Origin of the sequence: Mesorhizobium sp. L-8-10, assembly GCF_016756635.1 — a bacterium.
In the GTDB taxonomy this organism is placed as follows: Bacteria; Pseudomonadota; Alphaproteobacteria; order Rhizobiales; family Rhizobiaceae.
Genome location: NZ_AP023263.1, coordinates 8,234,936 through 8,250,477, shown reverse-complemented (window position 1 = coordinate 8,250,477; position 15,542 = coordinate 8,234,936). Strand labels below are relative to the sequence as shown.

16 protein-coding genes and 2 pseudogenes are annotated in these 15,542 nt (G+C 62.4%); 14 read left to right on the top strand and 4 right to left on the bottom strand.

Going from position 1 to position 15,542, the window contains the following annotated elements; translation table 11 throughout:
- Positions 1-5 precede the first annotated feature (5 nt).
- The 4 genes from soxG (at position 6) to JN280_RS38120 (ending at position 3,828) form a co-directional block, all read left to right on the top strand.
- Positions 6-557 (top strand): sarcosine oxidase subunit gamma family protein, encoded by a 552-nt coding sequence (gene soxG, locus JN280_RS38135; protein ID WP_202309333.1) that lies wholly within the window; start codon positions 6-8, stop codon positions 555-557.
- A 37-nt stretch (positions 558-594) separates the two neighbouring features.
- Entirely contained in the window at positions 595-1,350 is a 756-nt protein-coding gene (locus JN280_RS38130) for a class I SAM-dependent methyltransferase (RefSeq protein ID WP_202309332.1), read from the top strand.
- A 97-nt stretch (positions 1,351-1,447) separates the two neighbouring features.
- Positions 1,448-2,716, top strand: coding sequence for a serine hydroxymethyltransferase (gene glyA, locus JN280_RS38125; RefSeq protein ID WP_202309331.1), 1,269 nt, complete (start codon positions 1,448-1,450; stop codon positions 2,714-2,716).
- A gap of 5 nt (positions 2,717-2,721) precedes the next feature.
- Complete coding sequence (locus JN280_RS38120; protein ID WP_202309330.1) at positions 2,722-3,828, top strand: IS630 family transposase; 1,107 nt, start codon at positions 2,722-2,724, stop codon at positions 3,826-3,828.
- On the opposite strand, the pseudogene JN280_RS38115 reads toward JN280_RS38120, so the two are convergent.
- A pseudogene (locus JN280_RS38115) lies at positions 3,825-4,475 on the bottom strand (IS6 family transposase); the annotation flags it as partial. The gene JN280_RS38120 and the pseudogene JN280_RS38115 overlap by 4 nt on opposite strands.
- A 193-nt stretch (positions 4,476-4,668) precedes the next feature.
- Here JN280_RS38115 and JN280_RS38110 point away from each other — a divergent pair.
- The 8 genes and pseudogenes from JN280_RS38110 to JN280_RS38070 all read left to right on the top strand — a co-directional run bounded on the left by JN280_RS38110 (position 4,669) and on the right by JN280_RS38070 (position 9,638).
- Positions 4,669-5,748 (top strand): GlxA family transcriptional regulator, encoded by a 1,080-nt coding sequence (locus JN280_RS38110; protein WP_202309329.1) that lies wholly within the window; start codon positions 4,669-4,671, stop codon positions 5,746-5,748.
- 168 nt (positions 5,749-5,916) lie between these two features.
- A pseudogene (locus JN280_RS38105) lies at positions 5,917-6,153 on the top strand (DDE-type integrase/transposase/recombinase); the annotation flags it as partial.
- A gap of 301 nt (positions 6,154-6,454) precedes the next feature.
- Complete coding sequence (locus JN280_RS38100; protein ID WP_202309328.1) at positions 6,455-7,069, top strand: FMN-dependent NADH-azoreductase; 615 nt, start codon at positions 6,455-6,457, stop codon at positions 7,067-7,069.
- 85 nt (positions 7,070-7,154) lie between these two features.
- Positions 7,155-7,577, top strand: a complete 423-nt coding sequence (locus JN280_RS38095) for a DoxX family protein (RefSeq protein ID WP_202309327.1) — start codon at positions 7,155-7,157, stop codon at positions 7,575-7,577.
- A gap of 35 nt (positions 7,578-7,612) precedes the next feature.
- Positions 7,613-7,918 (top strand): DUF3861 domain-containing protein, encoded by a 306-nt coding sequence (locus JN280_RS38090; protein ID WP_202309326.1) that lies wholly within the window; start codon positions 7,613-7,615, stop codon positions 7,916-7,918.
- Between the two features lie 120 nt (positions 7,919-8,038).
- Positions 8,039-8,227, top strand: a complete 189-nt coding sequence (locus JN280_RS38085) for a hypothetical protein (RefSeq protein ID WP_202309325.1) — start codon at positions 8,039-8,041, stop codon at positions 8,225-8,227.
- Positions 8,228-8,652: 425 nt separating this feature from the next.
- Positions 8,653-9,135, top strand: coding sequence for a type II RES/Xre toxin-antitoxin system antitoxin (gene parS, locus JN280_RS38075; RefSeq protein WP_202309324.1), 483 nt, complete (start codon positions 8,653-8,655; stop codon positions 9,133-9,135).
- Entirely contained in the window at positions 9,132-9,638 is a 507-nt protein-coding gene (locus JN280_RS38070) for an RES family NAD+ phosphorylase (RefSeq protein ID WP_202309323.1), read from the top strand. Before parS ends, JN280_RS38070 begins: the two co-directional genes overlap by 4 nt.
- A 189-nt stretch (positions 9,639-9,827) precedes the next feature.
- Here the strand turns inward: JN280_RS38070 and JN280_RS38065 are convergent, their stop codons facing one another.
- Positions 9,828-11,021 (bottom strand): aminodeoxychorismate synthase component I, encoded by a 1,194-nt coding sequence (locus JN280_RS38065; RefSeq protein WP_202309322.1) that lies wholly within the window; start codon positions 11,019-11,021, stop codon positions 9,828-9,830.
- A gap of 479 nt (positions 11,022-11,500) precedes the next feature.
- On the opposite strand from JN280_RS38065, the gene folD reads away from it, so the two are divergent.
- Both folD and JN280_RS38055 read left to right on the top strand, forming a co-directional pair.
- A complete protein-coding gene (folD, locus tag JN280_RS38060) occupies positions 11,501-12,400 on the top strand; it encodes a bifunctional methylenetetrahydrofolate dehydrogenase/methenyltetrahydrofolate cyclohydrolase FolD (protein ID WP_202315313.1) in 900 nt (299 codons plus the stop codon).
- A 535-nt stretch (positions 12,401-12,935) separates the two neighbouring features.
- Entirely contained in the window at positions 12,936-13,571 is a 636-nt protein-coding gene (locus tag JN280_RS38055) for a TetR/AcrR family transcriptional regulator (RefSeq protein ID WP_202309321.1), read from the top strand.
- A gap of 28 nt (positions 13,572-13,599) precedes the next feature.
- Here JN280_RS38055 and JN280_RS38050 read toward each other — a convergent pair whose 3' ends face one another.
- Together JN280_RS38050 and JN280_RS38045 are read right to left on the bottom strand one after the other, a co-directional pair.
- A complete protein-coding gene (locus JN280_RS38050; protein WP_202309320.1) occupies positions 13,600-14,706 on the bottom strand; it encodes a 5-methyltetrahydropteroyltriglutamate--homocysteine S-methyltransferase in 1,107 nt (368 codons plus the stop codon).
- A 129-nt stretch (positions 14,707-14,835) separates the two neighbouring features.
- Complete coding sequence (locus tag JN280_RS38045) at positions 14,836-15,507, bottom strand: 4-carboxy-4-hydroxy-2-oxoadipate aldolase/oxaloacetate decarboxylase (protein WP_202309319.1); 672 nt, start codon at positions 15,505-15,507, stop codon at positions 14,836-14,838.
- Positions 15,508-15,542: the final 35 nt, after the last annotated feature.

Sequence of the window (15,542 nt, the reverse complement as noted above, 5' to 3'; positions counted from 1 at the left end):
ATGCGATGACGGCTCTCAACCCCAGCTTTACACCGGGGCCGGTCGCGGCGAGCACCGCCGCCGCGGTCTCGATACCGGCGCCCGTCGGGCGGTTTTCGCTGCGCGCATGCCAGGCGGACTTGCCTGCCCTCTCAAAGGCAATCGGTGTCGATCTTCCGCGCCGGATCGGAAGCCGCGCCAGTGGCGGAACGACCGAGGCTCTGTGCCTCGGCCCCGACGAATGGCAGCTCCTCACCGCCGAGGCGGATGCGGGCCGGCTGGCGGGAGCGTGCGCAGACATCTACGCGCAGGTGCCGCATAGCCTGACCGACATTTCGGATCGCGAGATATCGGTGCGCATCGAAGGCCCGAAGGCAGCGGAAATGCTGACGCTCGGTTGCCCACGCGACATCGACCGCCTTCCCGACGGCGAAGGCCGGCGGACGCTGATGGATGGCGCGACGGTCATCCTGTGGCGCGACGGCGCCAACAGCTTCCGCCTCGACATGTGGCGCTCTTTCGCACCGCACGTGATCGCGCTTCTCGTGACCGGCTGCGCCGAACTCGCCGCGGAGTGACTCGACGCAACGCTCCAGCGTCGGTGGGAGGATCGGGATGGGCGGTCGGTTTTCAATGAACTCCTATCTCGGACAGAGAATCCTCTCCTTCGTCAGAGAAGGAGATTACGCACACGCCGGCGAGGAAGAAGCGATCGAGCTCGCCTTGTCAGGCGTCGAGAAGAATACACGTCGCCTTATCCTGGATGCCGGCTGCGGACGTGGCGGAACGGCCGACTATCTCAACAGGAACGGATGGGGCCGAGTGATCGGCATCGACATAGAACCGGAATCGATCGACGCCGCGCGGGAGCGCTATCCGGGCGCCAGCTTCATTGTTTGCGATGTCTGCGGCGTTGACCGACACGTGACCGAGCGTCCGGAGATCGTGTGCATGTTCAACGCGTACTACTGCTTCGAGGATCAATCCGGGGCCCTCGGCGCTCTCCTCAAGATCGCCCGACCGGATGCCCGGATGATCATCTTCGATCACGTGGATCGCGGAGGCTACCAAGACGACCCATTGATGGACGCAGGCGAACCTTTCCTTCCCAATCCGCTGCGGCTTTCGGAGGTGCGAGAGCGTATGTCGAGCACTGGCTGGCAGGTGCTCGACATACAGGAAGTCCACGACGCCTACATCGGTTGGTATGCAAGCCTGATGAGCAGGATTGAACGGGCGCGGGATCGAATAACCGACATGGCCGGCCATCGGGGATACGAGCACGTCCATGGCTTGTATCAAGGATTGCTGAACGCGGCGCAGCAAAAGAGGCTGGGCGCAGCCATCATCACGGCCGCGCCGGTTTCGTAAACAGGCAGCAATTCACCTCGCCCTGTGATCTCGTTTCTTGAAACCAGCCGCGCCGAACCGAACGCAGAACGACCAGTCTTCGCCAAGAGGAATGCCCATGCTCAACAAGACAGCCAATGCCTCGATCTCCGACATCGCCATCGCCGAAGCGATTGGCCATGAACTCGATCGCCAGCAGAACCAGATCGAGCTGATCGCCTCGGAAAACATCGTCTCCCGGGACGTCCTGGCGGCGCAGGGATCGGTTCTCACCAACAAATACGCCGAAGGCTATCCCGGACGCCGTTACTACGGCGGATGCGAACATGTCGACGTGGTCGAATCCATCGCCATCGATCGGCTCAGGCAGCTCTTCGGGGCCGAACATGCCAACGTCCAGCCGCATTCGGGCGCGCAGGCCAATCAGGCCGTCTTCTTGGCCCTCTTGCAGCCGGGCGACAGGATCCTGGGGATGTCGCTTGCCCATGGCGGGCACCTGACCCATGGGTCGCCGGTCACCATGTCCGGCAAGTGGTTCGATGTCGTCTCCTACGAGGTGGACGAGAAGACCCATCTCATCGACATGGAAGCGCTGCGCAGGAAGGCACTCGACACCAGGCCGAAGCTGATCGTCGCCGGGGCTTCGGCCTATCCGCGCCGCATCGACTTCGCGGCCTTCCGCGCGATCGCGGACGAGGTCGGAGCGTATCTGATGGTCGACATGGCCCATTATGCCGGCCTGGTCGCCGCGGGCGAATATCCCAACCCGGTGCCGCATGCGCATGTCGTGACCTCGACCACCCACAAGACCCTGCGCGGCCCTCGCGGCGGCTTCATCCTGACCAATGACGAAGCGCTGGCCAAGAAGATCAACTCGGCCGTGTTTCCCGGCAACCAGGGTGGCCCGCTCATGCATGTGGTCGCCGCCAAGGCGGTGGCGTTCGGCGAGGCGCTTCAGCCGACGTTCAAGGACTATGCGAGGCGGGTCGTGGAAAATGCGCGCGCTCTGTCGGAGACGCTCGTGAAAGGCGGCGTCGGCATCGTTTCGGGCGGGACCGACTGCCACATGGTTCTGGTCGATCTGCGCCCCAAGGGCGTGACCGGCAAGGCCGCCGAGGCCGCGCTGGAGCGGGTGGGTCTGACCTGCAACAAGAACGCCATTCCCTTCGATCCCGAAAAGCCCTTCGTCACCTCGGGTGTCCGGCTCGGCACCTCGGCGGGCACGACACGGGGATTCGGCGAGGGCGAATTCCGCAGGATCGGCGAACTAATCCTGAAGGTCATCGACACGCTGGCTGCCAATGCCGAGGGCCACGGCAGGATCGAAGCCGAAATCCGGGCCGAGGTACGCGCCCTCTGCGCGGCCCATCCGATCTACGTCGCCTGATCTTCATGTTCCTGTCGGTCTTCGTGGGCCCGGCGGACCGGGCTCGGCTCGAGCGGCTTGTGGCGAATCGCAACACGTCGCGCAAGGCGGCCTGGCGGGCCGAGATCGTGCTGGCGACGGCGGACGGGCTCGGCACGATGGCGATCATGCGGCGCACGGGGAAGTCGAAGCCCGCCGTGTGGCGCTGGCAAGAGCGTTACATTGAGGCCGGCGTCGACGGGCTGTTGCGCGACAAGACGCGGCCGGCGCGCAAGAAGCCGCTCTCGGTGGAGGTGAAGCTCGCCGTGCTGACCAAGACGGCGCAGGAGCGGCCGCCAGGCGGCGGCACGCACTGGAGCGCGCGGACGATGGCCAGGACGGTCGGCATCAGCCACAGGAGCGTGCAGCGCATCTGGGCGGAGGCGGGCTTGAAGCCGCACCTGGTGACCACGTTCAAGCTGTCGAATGATCCGAAGTTCGCCGAAAAGGTGACCGACGTCGTCGGCCTCTATCTCAACCCGCCGGACAAGGCGCTGGTGTTCTGCGTGGACGAGAAGAGCCAGATCCAGGCGCTCGACCGCACCCAGCCCGGCCTGCCGATGAAGAAAGGCCGCGCCGGCACGATGACCCACGACTACAAGCGCCACGGCACGACCACGCTGTTCGCCGCGCTCGACGTGAAGACTGGCGCGGTGATCGGAGAATGCCAGCCCAAGCATCGGGCCAAGGAGTTCATCCGTTTCCTCAGAACCATCGACCGCAACACACCGAAGTCCTTGGACGTGCACCTGATCGTCGACAACTACTCCACCCACAAGACCCAGGCGGTGAAGGACTGGCTCGCCAAGCATCCGCGCTTCAAGCTGCACTTCATCCCCACGTCGTCGTCCTGGCTCAACCAGGTGGAGCGCTTCTTCGCCGAGATCACGAGGAAGCGCATCCGGCGCGGCGTCTTCACGAGCGTCGCCCAGCTCGAGACCGCTATCTGCGACTATCTCGACGCGCACAACGCCGACCCGAAGCCCCTCGTGTGGACCAAGAGCGCCGATGTCATCCTCGCCAAAGTCCACCGCGCCCGCGCTGCTCTTGACGCCGCCAAGAGCAGGAACCAAGCGTTAGAGTCGGAACAATAGGCATACCTCGCCTGACGTTTGCGCATCATGTGAACCATTTCGATGCCGGACAATATCGTCGCTGCGCTGGCGGCCGATTTGAAGCCGAGCATCGGGCGGATCCGGCGCTTGATACGCCGATGATCCTGCTCGATCCGGTTGTTCATGTATTGGCTTTGCCGGATGCGTATCGGCTTCAGTGGCCGTTGCGATCGCTCCCGCAGCCGGCTCTCACCGTCGCAAGCAATGATTGCCTCGCGGTTCGTCTGGCTGCCGTCAATGATAATGCGTTCCGGACGCCCATGGCGCTTCAGGGCCTTGCGGATGAAGCGTTTTGCAGCCTGCAGGTCACGGTCCTCGCTGAAGAAGAATTCGACCGTGTCGCCGACGCTGTCGATGGCGCGGTAAAGATACATCCAGCGACCACGGACCTTGATGTAGGTCTCATCGATGTGCCACTTGCCGGTGACGGCGCGCTTCCGGCGGTTGAAGCATTCCAGCAGCATTGGCGCAAAGTGAACGACCCAGCGGTGGATCGTCGAATGGTCGACGCCGATACCGCGCTCCGCAAGCATCTCTTCCAGATCGCGCAGGCTGAGATTGTAGGCCAGGTACCAGCGGACACACAGCAAGATCACCGACCGGTCGAAATGGCGACCCTTGAACATGAAAACCCTCCTCCAGTGGAGGAGCCTTCATGCCCCAGATGATCTTGACGGAAAGTTTGCGACGGAACCGGTTCACCCAGGTGGCCTGCCATACATGATGCGTCATTCGGCTGCACGTGAATGGGACGTTTGCGCCAGATGCGAATTGTCGCTACGAAATTGCAGCGGCGGCGACGCTCGAGAGGGAGGAGCGATGGAATTGCGGGCGAGGGAACGTCAGCCCAAACCGGACGCGCCCTCCGCGAGGCCGAAGACGCGGAAGGCAGACGGACCTCGCCTGTCCGTGGGCTTCATCCTTGCCAAGCGCTTCACTCTGTGCGCGTTCGCCAATTTCGTCGACGTTCTACGACTTGCCGCCGACGAAGGCGACAGGAGCCGGCCGATCATGTGCGAGTGGTCGGTACTCTCCGATACTATGGATCCCGTCTCCTCCAGTTGCGGCGTCACGATCCAGCCTAACGAGCGGTTGGGAAACCCGGCCTCGTTCGACTACATTGTCGTTGTTGGGGGGCTTCTCGAAGAGATCCCCAATATCAGTCCCGCCTACACTCGCTTCCTCGAAAGGGCCGACGCGGCCGGCGTACCGCTGGTGGGCGTTTGTACGGGGGCGTTCGTCCTGCATCGTGCGGGGCTCATGGACGGATACCGCTGCTGCGTGAGCTGGTTCTGCCATGCCGATTTTCTCGAGCAGTTCGACGGTCTGGCGCCGATCTCCGATCAGATCTTTGTCGTCGACCGAGACAGGCTTACCTGTGCTGGCGGCGCCAGCTCAGCCCACCTCGCGGCCTATCTGGTCGAAATGCACGTCGGGCGCGCACAGGCGACCAAGAGCCTTCACATCATGATCATTGATGAAGCGTTGCGGCCCGAGAAACCGCAGCCCGGCATCCCGCTTGATCTCAAGACCCGGGATCCCATGGTTCGGCGGGCACTTCTCCTCATGCAGCAGAGCATAGACGCTCCCCGGTCGGTGACGGAGATCGCACGTCAGATGGGTAACAGCAAACGTCAGCTCGAAAGGCATTTTCGAACTGCGCTCGGCACGTCGCCGCAGGCTGCCTTCCTAGGGATTCGGTTGTCGTTCGCGCGCCATCTCGTCGAGACCACGGACAAGTCCATGGCCTCGATCGCGGTTGAATGCGGGTTCTGCGATACGTCACATCTTGGCCGCATGTTTCGCCGCCGTTACGACTGTTCGCCGCACGAGATCAGGGATTTGCTCGCGGCGGGAAAAAGGGATGTCTCGGTAGTGGAGACACTTGCGCCGGCCTAGGCTTGACAGCGCTGGCCGGCCCGCCGGCGGCAACACGACCGCCCTGGCCGCCTTGTCGAACTGCCGTATCATCCGCCGTTGAGGAGATTGGGCAGCAAGAGTGCGACTTGCGGAAAGATCACCAGCAGAACCACGGCGAAGGGAACCGCCGCGCGCCACGCGCCCCAACGGCCACTGAAGCCGATACGCATCCGGCAAAGCCAATACATGAACAACCGGATCGAGCAGGACCATCGGCGTATCAAGCGCCGGATCCGCCCGATGCTCGGCTTCAAATCGGCCGCCAGCGCAGCGACGATATTGTCCGGCATCGAAATGGTTCACATGATGCGCAAACGTCAGGCGAGGTATGCCCATGATCCGGCCCCATCGCTTGCCAAGCAGTTCAGCATTCTCGCTGCCTGAGGACACAAAGGGGCTTTCCCGCGTTTCCGATTCGAGTTTGCGACGGAACCGTCGAATCTCGTCTGATATCCGCCGGTCGCCGAGACCCGATCCGCGTCCTGGAGTGCGCCGCCGGCCGGCAGAGCCTGCCCCACCGTGCCCCCGGCTACAGGCGCGGGCCCAGCAATGTTGGTGGAGTCGGGCTGCGCCGCTCATCGATTTTCTCGATATCCTGTTTCGATCGTATGCCGTTTGCTCGATGATATTCCAGCACTAGAGTTCCAGGAGACGCTACTCCTGAACTCAGGTTGGAAGGAAACACATGCCATCCATTCTGCTTCTGACCACCAGCCCGCGTGCCGACTCGTATTCGACCAAGATCGCAACCGAACTCGCCGAGGGGCTCCGGGCTTTGCAGCCGGCGAGCGCAATCGTGCACCGGAACCTCGCGACGGAGCCGCTGCCACACATTGATGATGTCTTCGCTGCCGCCATCAGGAAGCCCGCAGACAAACGCAGCGCGGAAGAATCGGAGTCCGTAAGGAAATCGGACGAACTCGTGGCCGAACTCCTGTCCGCCGGCACGCTTGTGATCGGCACCGGGCTCATCAACTTCAGCATCTATTCGTCCCTGAAGACCTGGATCGACCATGTTGCTCGCGCCGGCCTGACCTTCAAGTACACGGAGAAAGGCCCGATCGGTCTGGCCAGAGGGAAGAAGGCGTACATCGTGCTGGCGGCCGGCGGCGTCTACTCGCATGGCCCTGCCGCAAGCATGAACCATGCCGTGCCCTACCTGCATTCGGTTCTGGGCTTCATGGGTATCACCGACATCGAGACAATTTATGTCGAAGGAGTTAGCATGGGGGTGGACGCTGCCGAAAAAGCTGTTGCAGCCGCTCGCAGTCGTATCGGACAGCTCGCACTGGTTGCCTGATGACTCCGCGGCAAAGGACACAATGGCGGCGATATGTTCGCGCCGCATCCGTCCTCCTCGCCACCATTCCAGAACGGAAAACCAAATGATCGACACCCGTACAGCACCCTACGCGGCGCTTCTTTTGCGTCTCACACTCGGTCTTCTCTTCCTGGCCCATGCAGGGCTCAAGGTGTTTGTCTTCACGCCTTCGGGGACGGCCGGGTTCTTCGGCTCGATCGGCCTGCCGCCGGCACTCGCCTATGTCACAATTGTGTGGGAGCTTGCCGGCGCCGTAGCGCTCATTCTCGGCGTGTGGACGCGGGCTGTGGCGTTCGCCATGATACCGATCCTGATTGGCTCCATCGTCACGGTCCACGGAGCGGCCGGCTTCTTTTTTTCCAATGCAAATGGCGGTTGGGAATATCCAGCCTTCTGGATCGTCGCGCTTGCTGTGCAGGCCTTGATCGGTGATGGGTCGCTTGCGCTGAAGCCAATGCCGGCATTCAAGCAACGTGCAACCGCTTGAGCTTCCACCGGAACGGCGATGACAAGGAGAACCGCATGCCCTACGTTTACCGGATCACTCTGAAACAGGTTTCAGATCGTCGCAGCCAACCGGTAGACGGCGACGTATGCGAATTTCAGGCCGCAAATCACGATGACATTCTGGAAATCGTGACGCGCACGAAGCATCACGCCATACTTCCGGAGCAGGATGTGGCCGCCTTCTGCGTCGGCTTGAAGCTCCTCGCGGAGGTCGTGATGAGACACCGCGAAAAACCCCCGTTCGCCGAGTTCTGGCCGCACCTCGGCGAATTCGTCCGTGGTATAAAGGCGACGGCCAGTCCCGAGCGGGCCTCGAAATGACAGAGGTGTCTGCTGAAAGATGGCTGTCCTAACCTGGATCAGCCGCCGCCCCGCGTCTTCATCCGGATCTTGCTACTTACCCACTGCAATTTGTTTCTCCTGCGGATCGCCACGCTGACCATGCCGATCGCGGCCGCGATGGGCTACGTCGTGATGCCGAACCTGCTGCGCTGGATGGCGTGGTGGCTGGAGCGGTACTGCGGCCAGATCCGCGGCAGTTGTCAAACGGCGTCCAAGACTGACCGTCAATCGGCGTCCAATTTTGGCCCTGACTCAACTGTGATGCAGGTGGTGGATGTCTTGCGCTGAGTTCCGGGAGGAATCAGCGCGAAGATCGCACCATCGTCAGCCGGTTCGCCAAAGTCGCCGATCAGATCGAAAAATGGGACGCCGCGAGCCCCTATCGCATCAGCCGAGCCAACGGATCCGCCATCTTGATGGCGCCTACATCCGCGCAGTTGCCGGATACCAGAGCCGCCACTTCGAAATTGAACGCGTATGAACAAGAAGCGTCAGATGCGTCGGTCACCCACCGGCGCGCACCGGGTCCTTCACGTCCCCGCCGCGGCTGCCGACTGCCGGCTCAAATAAGCCAAGTTTGCGATTGCAGCTTGACCCCCACCTTTCCCGCTCCCAGTTTCGAAACCGACTTTTAAGGCGACGGTTCCCGCCGTCCTTGAAATCGGTCGCGACGCATGACATATCTGGAGCGACAATTGACGTGGAGATTGAACATGGCCGTCGCGGCAAAGGCGCCTGCTTCTAGAGCGGGAGGTGACCTCCAGAAAATCGAAGCCCTGCTTGGCGGCTCCCGTATTTTGTCGCGGCACCTCACCAATGCGCTCGATGCGCATGAACTCCTTTTGCATGGCCTGCCTGCCTCGGCGCTGGATCATCTTGTTGGCAGTCTCGTCGTCATGGGCAAGAACGAATCGCTCGAGAAGGCCGTGGGCATGAGCCTGCGCACCTGGCAGCGCCGCAAGGACGCGCCCTCCAAACCGCTCAGCCAGGTACAGAGTGGCCGCGCTTGGAAGTTTGCCGAGATACTCGCCAAAGCGATGGACGTCTTCGGTTCACAAGCTGAAGCGGAACAATGGCTAGAGCGTCCGGCTGTCGGGCTCGACCAGCGCCGCCCCATCGATCTTCTCGGGACGCCTGCCGGCGTCGAACTGGTGGAGGACCATCTCGACCGCCTCGAATACGGCGTCTATGCATGACCTTTCTGCCGGTCGCGCTCGGCGGGACCGAGTTGGTTGCATGGCGGCTGGATCAGGCCGCTCATGCATCGACATGGGATAGTGGGGAAGGCGCCTATCGGGTTGGCGGTCGCTGGAACAGCAAAGGCGTTCGCGCGGTCTATTGCTCACTCGATCCGGCGACAGCCATCCTTGAGGTGGCGGTTCACAAGGGGTTCCGGGCGCTCGACACCGTTCCGCATATGATGACCGCGGCCGTGATCGCCGATCCCGGCGATGTTCATGTCGTCGATCCTTCAAGCATACCGAACGCAAACTGGCTGCACCCGGGTATTCCCGGCGCGGGGCAACAGGCATTTGGGGCCGATCTGCTGCGCCGCCATCGGTTCGTCGCGATCCCGAGCGCGGTCTCGACGCATAGCTGGAATCTGATATTCCTGGCGGGCGGTCCAGCGGGCTCCTATACGCTGAAGCTGCAGGAGGCATTTGCCCTCGACACGAGGCTGCACCCGCCTGCCGCTTGACTCGTTCGCGCATCAAGGCGAAGGCTGCGGGCTAGCCCGCTTATCGAGTTGCATGCTCGACTTTCGGGAACCCGATTCCGCGATCATTGACTTATGCACGAATCATGGATCTGGACGGCGTTGACCGTGCCTGTGTCGCAGCCGATGCTGCGCAAGCACCTGCCGGACGGGACTGCGCTTACCAACGAGCTATGCACTTTGGTCGACGCCGACGCTTGGGCGACAGAGGAAAGCTCCCTGCGATCTGTACGTGGCTGGCTCGAAGCCGGCCGCGAAGCGCGCCTTGAGCAGGCATTCCTCATACTCCGAGCGTGCGTCGGAATCGAATACGATGCCGCCGCCGACATTGAAGACTGCCTCCCCGTCCTCATGCAGGGTGATCGTGCGGATGGCAACGTTGAAGCGCATCTCGCCCGTCGGCGCAATGAAGCCGATGGAGCCGCAATAGGCGTCCCGGGGCCGCTCCTCAATCGCATGCAGTATCTCCATCGCCCGCAGCTTCGGGGCGCCGGTGATCGAGCCACATGGGAAGAGAGCGGCGAAAATGTCACCCGGGCTCGTGCCTGGCGCGACCTTCGCGCGTACGCGGCTCACCATCTGGTGCACGGTCGGGTAGGTGTCGATGCGGAAGAGTTCCGGCACGTCCAGGGTGCCTAGTTCGCAGATGCGCGAGATGTCGTTTCGTAGGAGGTCGACGATCATCCGGTTCTCGGCCCTGTTCTTCTCGTCGTTGTGCAGGAAGTCGATGAGCTTGACGTCCTCTTCCTCCGTCATTCCGCGGCGGATGGTGCCCTTCATCGGATGGGTCTCGATCCAGCCGTCAGCGTCGATCTCGAAGAACAGTTCCGGCGAGCGCGACAGAATCACCGGGCCGCCCAGGTCGGCAAGTGCGGCGTAGCGGACGGGCTGGCGTGCGGTCATCGCGTCGAAAATGGCGGCAGGCGCGCCGTCCCATATGGCCCTCACCGGAAAGCTGAGGTTCGCCTGATAGCAATCGCCTTCGCGCAAGTGCTGGTGCAACCGTTCGAAGCGTGGCAGGTACTGCTCGAAAGACCAGCTCGCGCGCAAATCCGAAAGCGAAGCAATGGAGGCAGGAGTCGCCGGAATCGCCCGCTCATGGGGCGCCTTGAACACGCCCATCAGCACAAGTGGCGTACGACGGCCGTCGGGCATGATGGCGCGTAACTTTGGCTCGAAGGCATAGCCCGCCTCGTAGGCAAAGTAGCCGGCCGTCCATTTGCCTGCCCGACGCGCCGCCTCCAGCTTGTCGAGCGCCGCGATAACCCCGTCGGCATCGTCGGCGCGTATCAGTTCCATCGGCTCCACGAAAAGAATCTCGCGGCCGACCGTGTCGTCTCTCATGAGCAAGGATGGCGAACTCATGCAAAGCAGCCCACCAAGGCAGCCCAGTTGTTTGCTCCGGCGATGTGCGATCGGTCCAACAACCCGCGCTCCAGGACTGAAATGCCGAGCGTCTCACCTGATTCCGCCGGCAAACTGTCGATATGCGGTGGCCGGATGGATCATCCTCTTGCCGACGTTCCTGCCGCGCTTGCCTCGAAGCCACCCGGCAGTGAGCCGCCCGCCCTCCGCAACAATGCACGGAAAGTCGATGTCGCAACAACCACGCCAAGCGCCCTCTGACACGCTATACGGGAACTCTTCCTCCCGCAGGGATGAAACCTACCGCAAAGCAGCTTCGCCAACTTCTCCGATGCTCCTCCGTGTGAGCGCCGAAGCTATCTGTGACAGCCGATCGAGCAACCCGATGAGTTGAATTCATTGTATCGAACAAGTGCATGACCTCGGCAATTGCCTCTCCGCGCATTTGGCCATATGGGCATATCGTATCGGAGGAAGACATGGCTGATATTATCGACGGCAAGGCGGTTGCTGCTGACGTTATCGCGAGGGTCAAGGTCGCGGCCGAAACGTTGGAACGCGAGGCCGGCGTGAAGCCGGGCCTGGCGGTTATCATTGTGGGTGAGGACCCGGCCAGCAAGGTCTACGTTGCTAGCAAGAGCCGCACGGCAAAGGAGTGCGGGTTCCACTCTGTACAGCATACCCTAGAGGCGGAGACCCGGCAGGAAGATCTCCTGGCGCTGATAAGCCAACTCAACGTCGACAAGGTCATTCACGGCATATTGGTGCAGTTGCCCCTACCGGGGCATATCGACGAGGCCGCCGTAATTCAGGCCGTCAGCCCCGACAAGGACGTCGACGGCTTCCACTTCGTCAATGTCGGCAAGCTTGGTACCGGAGAAACCGCGACCGCCTTTGTGCCGTGCACGCCGGCCGGCTCGATGCTTCTGATCGAACGGGTGCGCGGACGCGACCTTTCAGGCCTGACCGCAGTCGTCATCGGTCGGTCAAACATCGTCGGCAAGCCGATGGCCAACTTGCTCTTGGCCGCCAACGCGACCGTGACGATCGCTCATTCGCGCACGAAAGATCTGCCGGCAATAGCAAGTTCCGCCGACGTCCTCGTTGCGGCGGTGGGGCGTCCCGAAATGATCAAGGGAGACTGGATAAAGCCGGGGGCCACCGTCATCGACGTCGGGATCAACCGCATCGCCGCTCCCGACAAGGGCGACGGCAAGTCGCGGCTCGTTGGCGACGTCGAGCGCGCCTCGGCCGAAAAAGTGGCCGGCGCCATCACGCCAGTGCCGGGGGGCGTCGGCCCGATGACCATATCCATGCTCATGGCGGCGACCGTCTCTTCGGCCTACCGTGTAGCGGGGAAGGAGCCGCCGAGCTTCTAGGGGACCGAACGAGGCGTCAGATTGGAGGGCTGGCGTACTCGGGAAGCTGCACCGCGACCACCAAGTCATTGGGGGCTGTCTGAGTTTGAGTGTCCAATTCCATTCGGGTCGAGCATCGTAGCCGATGATGTTGAGGTCTGCCGTTGAGGCGTCGGTGGCCTTGACATCCTTCTCATGGATTCTGGGTTCCATTGCTCACTCCATGTCGAGGCCGGTCTTGGTCGTGATCGCGCCAATCAGCCCGACCACAGCGAGCTGATCTGTCGAGGGCGGCCGCGCCATTTCCGGGTGATGGAGCCGAACATCGGTGCATCTCCGGCAGGGAACCCTTCCAGCCTGGCTTCACGGGCTGGGAGTCGAGACAATCCGACCGATCCTTATCGTCGCTCATGTCCTTGTTCCACACTGGCCCAGTGGGGGCGGACGGGGCAGCAGATTTTCGGGCGGGCGCGCTTGCGTGCCCGGGGCTGTGCTACTAACTTCCGATCAGCCGGATACCGTAGGTATCCCGATACGTGAATCGGATGGAGTGGAGATGGCGAGACTGACGCGCGAACAAAGCCAGGCCCTGACGCGGGAGAAGCTGCTGGCATCGGCGAGTGAGGTGGTGGCGCGGGACGGCTATTCCGGGGCGACGATCGAGCGGATTGCGGAGGAGGCCGGCTTCTCCAAGGGCGCTTTCTACTCCAATTTCGCCAACAAGGAAGACATCTTTCTCCAGCTTCTGGAGCGTAACGCCGGGGGCGACGTCATTGAGCTGACCGAGCGGCTCCACGGGATGGACGACCCCCGAGTCATCATCGACTCGATGAGCGATTGGGCCAACCAGCGTGCCAAGGATAAGCGCTGGGGCACGCTCGCAATCGACCTCCTGCGCATCGCGCGCCGCGACAACACGCTGGAGGACCGGCACCTGAAGCTTTTTCGAGACCAGTGGGAGGGATTGGGCAGGCTGCTGTCGGGCAAGCTCTTCCCGTATGACGGCTCCGATCTCAGTCCGCTCCATGTCGGCGGCATCGTGCTCGAACTCGTCTATGGCGGCATGGCGTCGTTCATGAGCGAAAAGGCCCCTGGCGAAATGGTCCGGGCCGCGCTGACGTCGATGCACGAGGCGCACCTCTATCGGCATGCCTCGCCAGAGATCCGCGAAGCGCGGGCCGCCGCTTCCTGATCGTCCGGTCCAACGGCCCCAAGCGCCGTCAGTTCCAGACCTCGTTCGCTGTCTCGACGATGAGACGCAGCTTTGCGAACTGCTGTTCTTCCGAGACGAGGTTGCCTTCCAGCGTGGAGGCGAAGCCGCACTGCGGCGACAGGCAGATCTGGTCGACGTCGACATGACGCGCTGCCGCCTCGATGCGCCGCTTGAGGTCGTCCTTCTTCTCCAGTTCACCGCGCTTGCTGGTGACGAGACCAAGCACGACGAACTTGCCCTTGGGCACGAAACGCAGCGGCTCGAAGCCTCCCGAGCGCTCGTCGTCATATTCCAGGAACAGCCCGTCGACCTCGAGTTCACTGAACACCGCCTCGGCAACCGGATCGTATCCCCCCGAAGCAACCCAGGCCGAACGGTGATTGCCGCGGCAGGTGTGCACGCACACGACCATGTCGGCCGGCTTCTGCTTTACGATCGCGTTGATCAGGTTGATGTAGGTAATGTGGCTTTGCTCGGGGCCTCCAGTCCGTGCTCGCATCTTTTCCCGGTAGGAGGGGTCTCCAAGCATGGCGAAAGTGGTGTCGTCGATCTGGAGGTAGCGGCAGCCCAACTCGTACATCATCTCGATGTGACGGACATAGACCTTCCTCAGGTCTTCCAGCAGCGCGTCGTTGTCCTTGTAGGCGCCAAGGCGCTCCGTCTCGCCGAGCGAATGCAGGATGCTTGGGGAGGGGATACTCTGCTTGGGCGTCTGCGTGCTCACCGAGCTGAGGAAGGCGAAATCGTCACCGAAGACTGGCGTGTCGAGATGACGCTTGCTGTAGACTTCCGGGATCAGGATCTCGTTGCGGACTTCTCCGCAGTCGTTGTGAAACGGCCGCAGCTGGGTTCCGCCTGCTCTGATGCCACCGATGGTGCAGAGGAAGTCCATGTGCCAGCTGCCGCGGCGGAATTCGTTATCGGTGATGCTTTGCAGGCCGACGTCCTCCTGCCGGCGCACGACGTCGCGGATCGCGTCGTCTTCGGCTGCACGCAGTTCGGCTGCACGGATATCGCCATCCTCGAATTTCTTGCGTGCCGCAAGCAACGAGGCGGGGCGCAGAAGGCTGCCGACATGGTCGGCGCGGAAGGGTGGCTTTTTGCGTTCGGTCATCCCAATTTCCTGATATTCTCGCGGTCGAACCCGTGTCCGGCCAGCGCCGGGCTCGCAGATGGATGCCGATACCGAATGGAACTGTAAAACCAGACCGTATCTAAATAGAGGCGTCCGGGCAACGGACTCCTATTCATAGACAAGACCCTTCTGCCGCAGGCGCTCACGCATGTTGTTGATATCCAGACTGAGCTTGCCGGCGGCGTAGAGGAGGCGCTTCTCTTGTTCGGCCGCCTCTCGCTTGCGGGCCGTCTCCAGCACTGCGGCCGCCGAGGCTCGCGGCACCACGCAAACCCCATCGTCGTCGGCTAGAACGACGTCGCCCGGACATATCCTGACGCCGGCGCACACGATCGGCACCTGACAATCGCCCAGCGTCTCCTTGACGGTGCCCTGCGCGAAGATCGCCTTGGACCAGACCGGGAAGTTGATCGCACGCAGCACCGCAACATCGCGCACGCCAGCGTCGATGACGAGGCCCCTGATGCCGAGGGCCTTCGCCGATTCGGCCAGGAGATCGCCAAAATAGCCGTCCTCGCAGGGAGAGGTTGGCGTCACCACGAGGATGTCGCCAGGTCGCGCCTGTTCGAGCGCGACATGGATGGTCCAGTTGTCGCCCGGCGCCACTTCGCAGGTCAGCGCATTCCCACCGATCTTCGCGCCAGCGTAGATCGGGCGCAGGTGCGAGCCCAGCAGTCCCGTGCGCCCCTGTGCCTCGTGGACGGTCGCCACGCCCAACGCGCCCAAGCCGTCGCAGAGCTCTATCGGCGTGCGTTCCGTGTTCGTTACAACCCTCGCCATGGATGCCTCTCGGTAAGTTGGCGTTGATGTGTCTC